The sequence below is a fragment of the Comamonas sp. genome (genome assembly GCF_036666375.1).
In the GTDB taxonomy this organism is placed as follows: Bacteria; Pseudomonadota; Gammaproteobacteria; order Burkholderiales; family Burkholderiaceae_C; genus Comamonas.
The window spans coordinates 1-8,070 of sequence record NZ_JAVWWA010000154.1 but is presented as its reverse complement, the minus strand read 5'-3'; the positions used below and the strand labels follow the sequence as shown (position 1 = coordinate 8,070).

Genomic DNA, 8,070 nt, shown 5'->3' with positions numbered 1-8,070 from the left:
GCCACCGCAATGACGCAAACGCCTGCTATGTCCAACGACATGAATCCCCCGGACGCGGGCCAGCCGCTGCTGGAAATCCGCGGCGTCACGCGCGAGTTTCCCGCGGGCGACCAGATGCTCGCGGTGCTCAAGAACATCGACCTGGCTATCCATTCGGGCGAGATGGTCGCCATCGTCGGTCAGTCGGGTTCCGGCAAGTCGACGCTGATGAACATTCTGGGCTGCCTGGACACGCCCACGCGCGGCAGCTACCGCGTGGCCGGGCGCGAAACCGGCCAGCTCACGCCCGACGAACTCGCCGAGCTGCGGCGCGAGCATTTCGGCTTCATCTTCCAGCGTTACCACCTGCTGTCCGATCTCACGGCCCAGGGCAATGTCGAAGTGCCGGCCGTCTATGCGGGGCGCACGCGCGCCCAGCGCCATGCGCGCTCCACCGAACTGCTCGATCGCCTGGGCCTGGCCGAGCGCATGCACCACACGCCGGGCAAGCTCTCGGGCGGCCAGCAGCAGCGGGTGTCGATCGCGCGCGCGCTGATGAACGGCGGACGCGTGATCCTGGCCGACGAGCCCACGGGCGCGCTGGACACGCAGTCGGGCGCGGAAGTCATGAAGATCCTGGGCGAGCTGCATGCCGAAGGCCATACGGTGATCATCGTCACGCACGACATGGGCGTGGCCGCGCACGCCGAGCGCGTGATCGAGATCCGCGACGGCGTGATTGTCGGCGATACGCGCCGCGCTGAAGCGCCCACGCCCGCGGGCCGCGCCGCGCCGGCGGTGGGCGCCGCTCCCACGGGCTTGACGGCGCGCGTGTCGGCGTTTGGCGACCGCTTTCGCGAGGCCTTCCACATGGCGCTGCTGGCCATGAACGCCCACCGGCTGCGCACTTTCCTGACCATGCTGGGCATCATCATCGGCATTGCCTCGGTGGTCTCGGTGGTGGCACTGGGCTCGGGCGCGCAGAAGAAGGTGCTCGAAGACATCAGCGCCATAGGCACCAACACCATAGAAGTGTTCTCGGGTGCGGGCTTCGGCGACGTGCGCGCGGCCGCGGTGCGCACCCTGGTGCCCAGCGACGCCGATGCGCTCGCCGCCCAGCCCTACGTCGACAGCGTCACGCCCAACGTCAGCACGGCGGCGCGCTTTCGCTGGCGCAATGTGGAGCTCACCGGCACCGTGAACGGGGTAGGGGAGCAGTACTTCCGCGTCAAGGGCGTGAAGTTGGCGCAGGGCGTGGCCTTTGCGCACACGGCGGTGCAGGAGCTGCAGCAGGTCGCGGTGATCGACGACAACACGCGCGCCAAGCTGTTTCCCAACCTGGCCAATCCCGTGGGCGAAGTGCTGCTGCTGGGCAGCGTGCCGGTGCGCGTGATCGGCGTGGTCGCCAAGAGCGAGAACGCGTTCGGCAATTCCGAGGCGCTCAACGTCTGGGTGCCCTACACCACGGCCATGGGCCGCATCGTCGGGCAGAACTATCTGCGCAGCATCACGGTGCGCGTGTCCGACAGCGCGCCCATGGCCGCTGCCGAGCAGGGCATCAACCAGCTGCTCAAGACGCGCCACGGCCGCGAGGACTTCTATGTGCTCAACACCGACAGCATCCGCCAGACCATAGAGAACACCACCCGCACGCTGACGCTGCTGATCGCCTCGATTGCGGTGATCTCGCTGATGGTCGGCGGCATAGGCGTGATGAACATCATGCTGGTGTCGGTGACCGAGCGCACGCGCGAGATCGGCGTGCGCATGGCCGTGGGCGCGCGCCAGGGCGATATCCAGCAGCAGTTCCTGATCGAGGCGGTGCTGGTCTGCCTGATAGGCGGCGCGCTGGGCATAGGCATTGCCGTGGGCCTGGGCGCGCTGATCGTGCATTTCGTGCCGGTCGTGCCGCTGGCGTTCTCCACCAGCTCCATGGTCTGGGCCTTTGCCTGTTCCACGCTGATCGGCGTGGTGTTCGGCTTCCTGCCGGCGCGCAGCGCGGCCCGCCTCAACCCCATTGACGCGCTGGCGCGCGAGTGACAAGCGATGACCATGAACCCACTTTCCGCGCTGACGCTGCTGGCCCTGCTCGCGGGCTGCGCCGGCACGCGCTCCGACTACCAGACTCCGGCCGTGGCCCTGCCCACCACCTGGCAGCAGGCGGCGACAGCCACCGCAGCGGCGCAACTGCCCGAGCGCTGGTGGCGCCAGTTCAACGATCCCGCGCTGGACCAGCTGATCGAATCGGCGCTGGCGCGCAGCAATGATCTCGCGGCCGCGGCCTGGCGCGTGCGCCAGGCGCAGCTGCAGGCCGGCATCGCCGCGACGGCGCTGGCCCCCACGGTGGCCGGGCGCGTGAGCAGCAATGCCTCGCGCCGCTTGGAGGGCGATGGCAACGCCACCGCGCGCAGCAGCGGCGCGGCGCTGTCGGCAAGCTATGAAGTCGATCTGTGGGGCCGCGTGGCCCGTACGCGCGATGCGGCCGAGTGGGCGGCGCGCGCCACGCAGCAGGACCTCGAAGCCGCGGCCCAGGCGCTGGCCGGCACGGCCGCGGGCCTGTACTGGCAACTGGCCCATGTGCAGCAGCGCCTGGCCAGCGGCCAGGACAGCCTGGCCTACGCACTGCGCACGCAGGAGTTGGTGCGCGTGCAGTACGCGGTGGGTGCGGTGTCGGCGCTGGAGCTGCGCGAAGCCGAGCAGACCGTCGCCAGCCAGCGCGCGGCGCTGGTGCTGCTCGCGCAGCAGCGCGTGCAGACGCGCAATGCGATCGCGATACTGGTCGATGCGCCGCCCGGCGACGCCACGCTTGCGCAACTGCTGCCCAACGCGCCCGAACGCCTGCCCGGGACCGCGCTGCCGGCCGTGGCCGCGGGCGTGCCGGCCGAGCTGCTCGCGCGCCGGCCCGATCTGCGCGCCGCCGAGGCCAGGCTGCGCAATGTGCTGGCCAGCGGCGACGCAACGCGCGCCAGCTACTACCCCGCGCTCACGCTGACGGGCGAGCTCGGAACGTCCAGCAGCGCGCTGCTGAACCTGCTGTCCAACCCCGTGGCGGCGCTGGGCGCGGGATTGACGTTGCCTTTTCTGCGCGCGCGCGAAATGCAGCTGTCGGGCGAGCTGGCGCAGGCGCAGTACGCCGAAGCGGTGGTGAACTTTCGCCAGACGCTGTATACCGCGCTGGCCGATGTCGAGAACGCGCTGTCGGCGCGCACACAGTATGCCGAGCAGGGTCAGCAGCTCGAACTGCAGCTGGCCGCGGCGCGCGAAGCCGAGCGCTTGTACGAAGTGCGCTACCGCACCGGCTCCTCGGCGCTGCGCCTGTGGCTCGATGCCCAGGAGCGGCGCCGCAGCGCGGAACTCGCGCTGCAGGCCAACCGGCTCGACCAGCTCAATGCGCTGGCCACGCTGTACCGCGTGCTGGGCGGCGGCATGCCGGCCGAGCGCGGGTAAACCGCGTGCGCCGGCGCTGAAAACGGCAATATTCCTTTAGCGCGGCGTTTTATTCGCTAGGAATTGCGTGATTTTCAGAAAAAATCGGAGTTTTCCGCGCCGTTGTGCGCTGTGAAAGCCTGCTTGACGGCCTGCACTATAGGGTCCTGCAGGTGCTGCAGGCGGCCGTCGGGAGCGAACAGGGCCGGCAGGTCGCGGCGCAGCTTGCCGCTGACCGTCCAGCCATTGGTGCGCAGCGACGCGATGATGCGGTCGGCATCGGCGTCGGGCAGCTCGACCAACTGCTTGATGGCCTGGCGCGCGGCATCGTTGTCGCGCAAGGTCGAGGCCTCCTGCGCCATTTCATGCTCCACCGTGGCCTGCAACAACGCGTTGACATAGTGCACATGCTGGGTCAAATCCAGGTAGCGCCAGGCATGCAGCGCGTCCTGGTCGGCAGTGAAGTGGAAGTCGCTGGGAACGCCATCGGGGTAGACCTGCGTGCTGCCAAAGTGATAGCTGCCTTCATAGCGGCGCATCAAGGGTCGGGAGAAGGATTCGAGCACGCGGTCATATTCGGCGCGCCCCGCGGGCGAGCCGGCAATCGTGGCGGACACCGGGATGATGATGCTGGCGGGCACCAGGCCATCCGCCGCCAGCAGGTGGTTGAGCAAAAAGCGGTGCACCCGCCCGTTGCCGTCGGAAAGCGGGTGGAGATAGACAAAGGCAAAAGAAAGCGCTGCCGTGCGCGCCACCGTGTCCAGGCCGCGCGTGCGCTGCTCGAAGTCGCGCAGGCCTTGCAGCATGTCCTCGACGGCGGTGGGCGGCGGCGCGATGTAGTGCACCACCTGCCCATGGAAGCTTGACTGGCCGACGAACACCGGCGACTGGCGAATGCCCAGGCGCAGTACCGCCGCTCCCAGGATGGCGTTTTGCAGGCTGGCCAGGCCCTCGTGCGACAACGGCGCTTCCATGCGACCGCTCAGCTCGCCTATCGCTGCCGCAAAGCGTTTCACGCGGTCGTTCTGGTCCTGCTCGTGTTCTATGGCAAAGCTGGCACGCGATTCCTTCAGGGTCAGCCACACCGCGCTGCGCCGCAGCAGATCCATGCCGTAGGTGCTGTTCAGGCGCTCCACGCCGGCGCGCACGTCGTACACCCAGCCGCGCTCTTTCTTCGGGCCGAGGTATACGAGAGGGCAATAGCTGCGCGTGCCGGGCAGGTTTTGCCGCACTTTCCAGCGTTTGCTGTTTTCCGGCCGCGCGCAGGTCAGATACAGCGCGGCATCCAACGCATCGACATAGCCCACATTGGCGGCGGTGTCCGGCAGGTCCAGCGTGGTGCCGGTGAACCATTCATAGAAAAATGCCGTGCGCCGCGCATACGTGCCCGTGGGCGCGTCCCTGACCCAGTCAATGATCTCCTGGGGATCGACCTGTGCGAAAACCCGCGAGAAGAATTCAAAGTTCAGGCGCTCGTACTTGAGGCCGAACTCGAAATGTCCGCGAAAGCTGTCGTCAGGCATGTACTGCGCGGTCCAGGTCCGGATCTGCGCCGCCATGTGCGTTTCGGTGCGCGTCTGGGATCCCAGGTGACTGCGCGTGAACAGCGGCTGGACCAGCACGATGCCCAGCATTTCAGCCACGCGTGTAAAACCCAAGGAAATGGCAGTCATCGGTATTTTTTGAATCGCAACCTTGTTATTTTCGTAGGAAACAGCGGTTTTCCAAATAAAAAATAAGTTTTACGGGGGCAAGGCCCGGCGTCGGGTACGCGCCACCAGCGCAACCCTAGGCCGCGTAGCGCGCCAGTATCAGTTCGGCGGTATCGGCCGCGAGCTGCTGTTGCGCCTGGGTTTCCAGCCGCGGCTGGCCCAGAGTGACCTGGGGCCAGAAAGCGCTGCCCTTCACCAGGCTTTCCATTTGCTGGACCACCTGCAGCGGATCGGCGGGTTTCAGGCGCCCGTCGTTCTGCGCCGCGCGCACCCAGGTGAGCAGCGCGTTTTCCTTTTGCGCCAGCCGCAGCAGCATGTCCTGCGCGCGCTGCGGTGAGTGGATGGTGGCCGTGATCGCCACGCGCGCCAGGTCGATGAAGTCTTCGCCCGAGACCATCGCCACTTTCTGCAGCAGCAACGCCGACAGCTGTTCCTGCAGCGGCCTGTCGGGGCGGTAGGCCAGGTCCAGCAGGGCCACGCTACGCTCCCACAGCTGCACCAGGATCTGCGCGAACAGCGCCTCCTTGCTGGCGAAGTGGTTGTACAGCGTGCGCTTGGACACTTCAGCCGCGGCCGCCACCTGGTCCATGCTCGTGGCCTCGTAGCCATGGGCGCGGAACTGCGCCACCGCGGCCTGCACGATGGCCGCGCGTTTGCGGTCTGTGAGTCGCTGGGTCGTCATGGCGCAAATTATCACACCGATGGGTTTACTTTTTCCAGGATGAAAACTACACTTGCCAGTGTACTTTTTGCCCGCGCCAGCGCGCGTGCCTTCCATGCGTTCGCCCTCTCTTCCCTTTCTTGCAGGAGCCCTCATCACCATGGCCTGTCTCTCATTTACCGCCTGCAGCGTTCCGGCCCAGCACAGCGCTTCGCCGCAAATGGAGCAGGGGCGTTTTCGCAATGCGGTCCAGGCCGCAGCGCCCAGCTGGCGCAAGACCCTGGCGATCACCTGGCGTTTTCTGTTCGACAAGCCCGCCGACACCGTGCCCTCGCAGCCGGTTCCCGTGGTGGCGCTCACGGCCGCGCAGCTGCAGGCCGCGCCCGATGGCAGCCTGTACCGGCTGGGCCACTCGACCTTGCTGATGAAGCTGCAGGGCGGGTTCTGGCTCACCGATCCCGTGTTCTCCGAGCGCGCCTCGCCTGTGCAATGGATGGGCCCCAAGCGCTTTCATGCGCCGCCGATTGCGCTTGCTGACCTTCCGCCGATCGAAGGCGTAATCCTGTCGCACGACCATTACGACCACCTGGACCATGCCGCCATCCTGGCGCTCGCGCCCAAGGTGCGCCATTTCATCACTCCGCTGGGCGTGGGCGACCGGCTGATCGAATGGGGCATCGATGCCGCCAAGGTGCAGCAGCGCGACTGGTGGCAGTCGGTGGAAATCGGCGGCGTGCAGCTGGTGGCCACGCCGGCCCAGCATTTCTCGGGCCGCTCGCTGAGCGACCGCAACCGCACGCTGTGGGCTTCGTGGGTGATTCTGTCCGGCGATCTGCGGCTGTTCTTCAGCGGCGACACCGGTTACCACGCGGGTTTTCGCGCCATCGGCGAGCGCTATGGTCCGTTCGACGTGACCATGGTCGAGACCGGTGCCTACGACCCGCAATGGCCCGACGTGCACATGCAGCCCGAGCAAACGCTGCAGGCGCATCTGGACCTGCGCGGGCGCCACCTGCTGCCCATACACAACGGCACGTTCGACCTGGCACTGCATGCCTGGAACGATCCGTTCGAGCGCATCGTGCAGCTGGCCCAGGCGCCGGCGGTGCCTGTCGTCACGCCCGCGATGGGCGAGGCCGTGCAGCTCGCCCGGCCGCAGCCTACGGCCCGCTGGTGGCGGACGGCTGCCGCGGGCGGCTGACGCGGCAGCACTTCATGGGGGCTGGTGCGCGCAGTCCGGGCCCCAGAGGTTCACGCTCAGACCGATGTTGGCGCCGTCCGGCCCCCGCTGGTTGCGAAATCCTATGATTCGGCCATGAAGAATGATTCAAATCCTGGCCACGCATGGGCCGGTGTGGCCGCGGTTCTGGCCTCGCTGGTCGTGCAGAACATGGGCGCCGCGTTCGCCAAGCAGCTTTTCTCGGCCGTGGGGCCGGCGGGCATGACCGCGTTGCGCATCGGAATCGCCGCTGTTCTGTTGATCGTCATGCGCCAGGCGTGGAAGAAAATGCCCCAGCGCCGGCACCTTCGCGTGCTGCTGGTCTACGGCGCGACGCTGGGCCTGATGAATGCCGCCATCTATCAGGCGTTCGCGCGCATTCCCATCGGGGTTGCGATTGCGATCGAAGTGCTGGGGCCGCTGAGCGTCGCGCTGATGGGCGCCAGGCGGCTGCTGGATCTGGCGTGGCTGGCCGCGGCCGGCCTGGGGCTTTGGCTGCTGCTGCCTGTGGGGGACGCATCGTCGGCGCTTGACCCGCTGGGCGTCGCCTTTGCCCTGGGCGCGGCCGCCGCCTGGGCGTTGTACATCCTGTTCGGCAAGCGTGCCGCGCATTTCCCGGATGTGGATGTGCTCGCCTGGGGCATGGCCTTCGCGGCCTTGCTCACGGTGCCCTTCGGCGCATGGTCGGCCGGCCCCGCGCTGCTCGCGCCTTCGATCCTGGCCATAGGGCTGGCGGTCGCGGTGCTGTCCAGCGCCGTGCCCTACACCTTGGAAATGTGGGCGCTGCGCCGCCTGCCCATCAGCCTGTTCGGTGTGCTCGCCGGTTCATCGCCCGCGGTGGCGGCGCTGGCCGCCTATGCCATCCTGGGGGAGCAATTGTCCACCGTTCAATGGACGGCAATTGCCGCGATTTCGGGGGCGGTCATGGGCAGCACGTTGACTGCGCACAGGAGGGCGTGAGCGTCTGCAGTCGCCGGGCCGCGCATTGCCTGGCCTGTGCCATGCGGGGGCGCAGGATGCCCCGCGCCCGCTCTGCGTTCAACCTGCTCAGGCGAACTCGATTCCCGTGGCCG

6 protein-coding genes are annotated in these 8,070 nt (G+C 67.6%); 4 read left to right on the top strand and 2 right to left on the bottom strand.

Annotation, left to right across the window (positions count from 1 at the left end; all coding sequences use genetic code 11):
- Positions 1-39: 39 nt before the first annotated feature.
- Together RR928_RS23170 and RR928_RS23165 are read left to right on the top strand one after the other, a co-directional pair.
- A complete protein-coding gene (locus tag RR928_RS23170; protein WP_332684412.1) occupies positions 40-2,019 on the top strand; it encodes a MacB family efflux pump subunit in 1,980 nt (659 codons plus the stop codon).
- Positions 2,020-2,031: 12 nt separating this feature from the next.
- A complete protein-coding gene (locus RR928_RS23165; protein WP_332684410.1) occupies positions 2,032-3,426 on the top strand; it encodes an efflux transporter outer membrane subunit in 1,395 nt (464 codons plus the stop codon).
- Positions 3,427-3,500: 74 nt separating this feature from the next.
- Here the strand turns inward: RR928_RS23165 and RR928_RS23160 are convergent, their stop codons facing one another.
- The gene (locus tag RR928_RS23160) at positions 3,501-5,078 is read right to left on the bottom strand and encodes a Fic family protein (protein WP_332538289.1); all 1,578 of its coding nucleotides are present in this window, start codon (positions 5,076-5,078) and stop codon (positions 3,501-3,503) included.
- A gap of 115 nt (positions 5,079-5,193) precedes the next feature.
- The gene (locus RR928_RS23155) at positions 5,194-5,799 is read right to left on the bottom strand and encodes a TetR/AcrR family transcriptional regulator (RefSeq protein WP_332538290.1); all 606 of its coding nucleotides are present in this window, start codon (positions 5,797-5,799) and stop codon (positions 5,194-5,196) included.
- Positions 5,800-5,938: 139 nt separating this feature from the next.
- On the opposite strand from RR928_RS23155, the gene RR928_RS23150 reads away from it, so the two are divergent.
- Positions 5,939-6,979, top strand: coding sequence for an MBL fold metallo-hydrolase (locus tag RR928_RS23150; RefSeq protein ID WP_332538292.1), 1,041 nt, complete (start codon positions 5,939-5,941; stop codon positions 6,977-6,979).
- Positions 6,980-7,093: 114 nt separating this feature from the next.
- Positions 7,094-7,957 carry an EamA family transporter gene (locus RR928_RS23145; protein WP_332684406.1) on the top strand — a complete coding sequence of 288 codons (864 nt, stop codon included), beginning with the start codon at positions 7,094-7,096 and terminating at the stop codon, positions 7,955-7,957.
- Positions 7,958-8,070 lie beyond the last annotated feature (113 nt).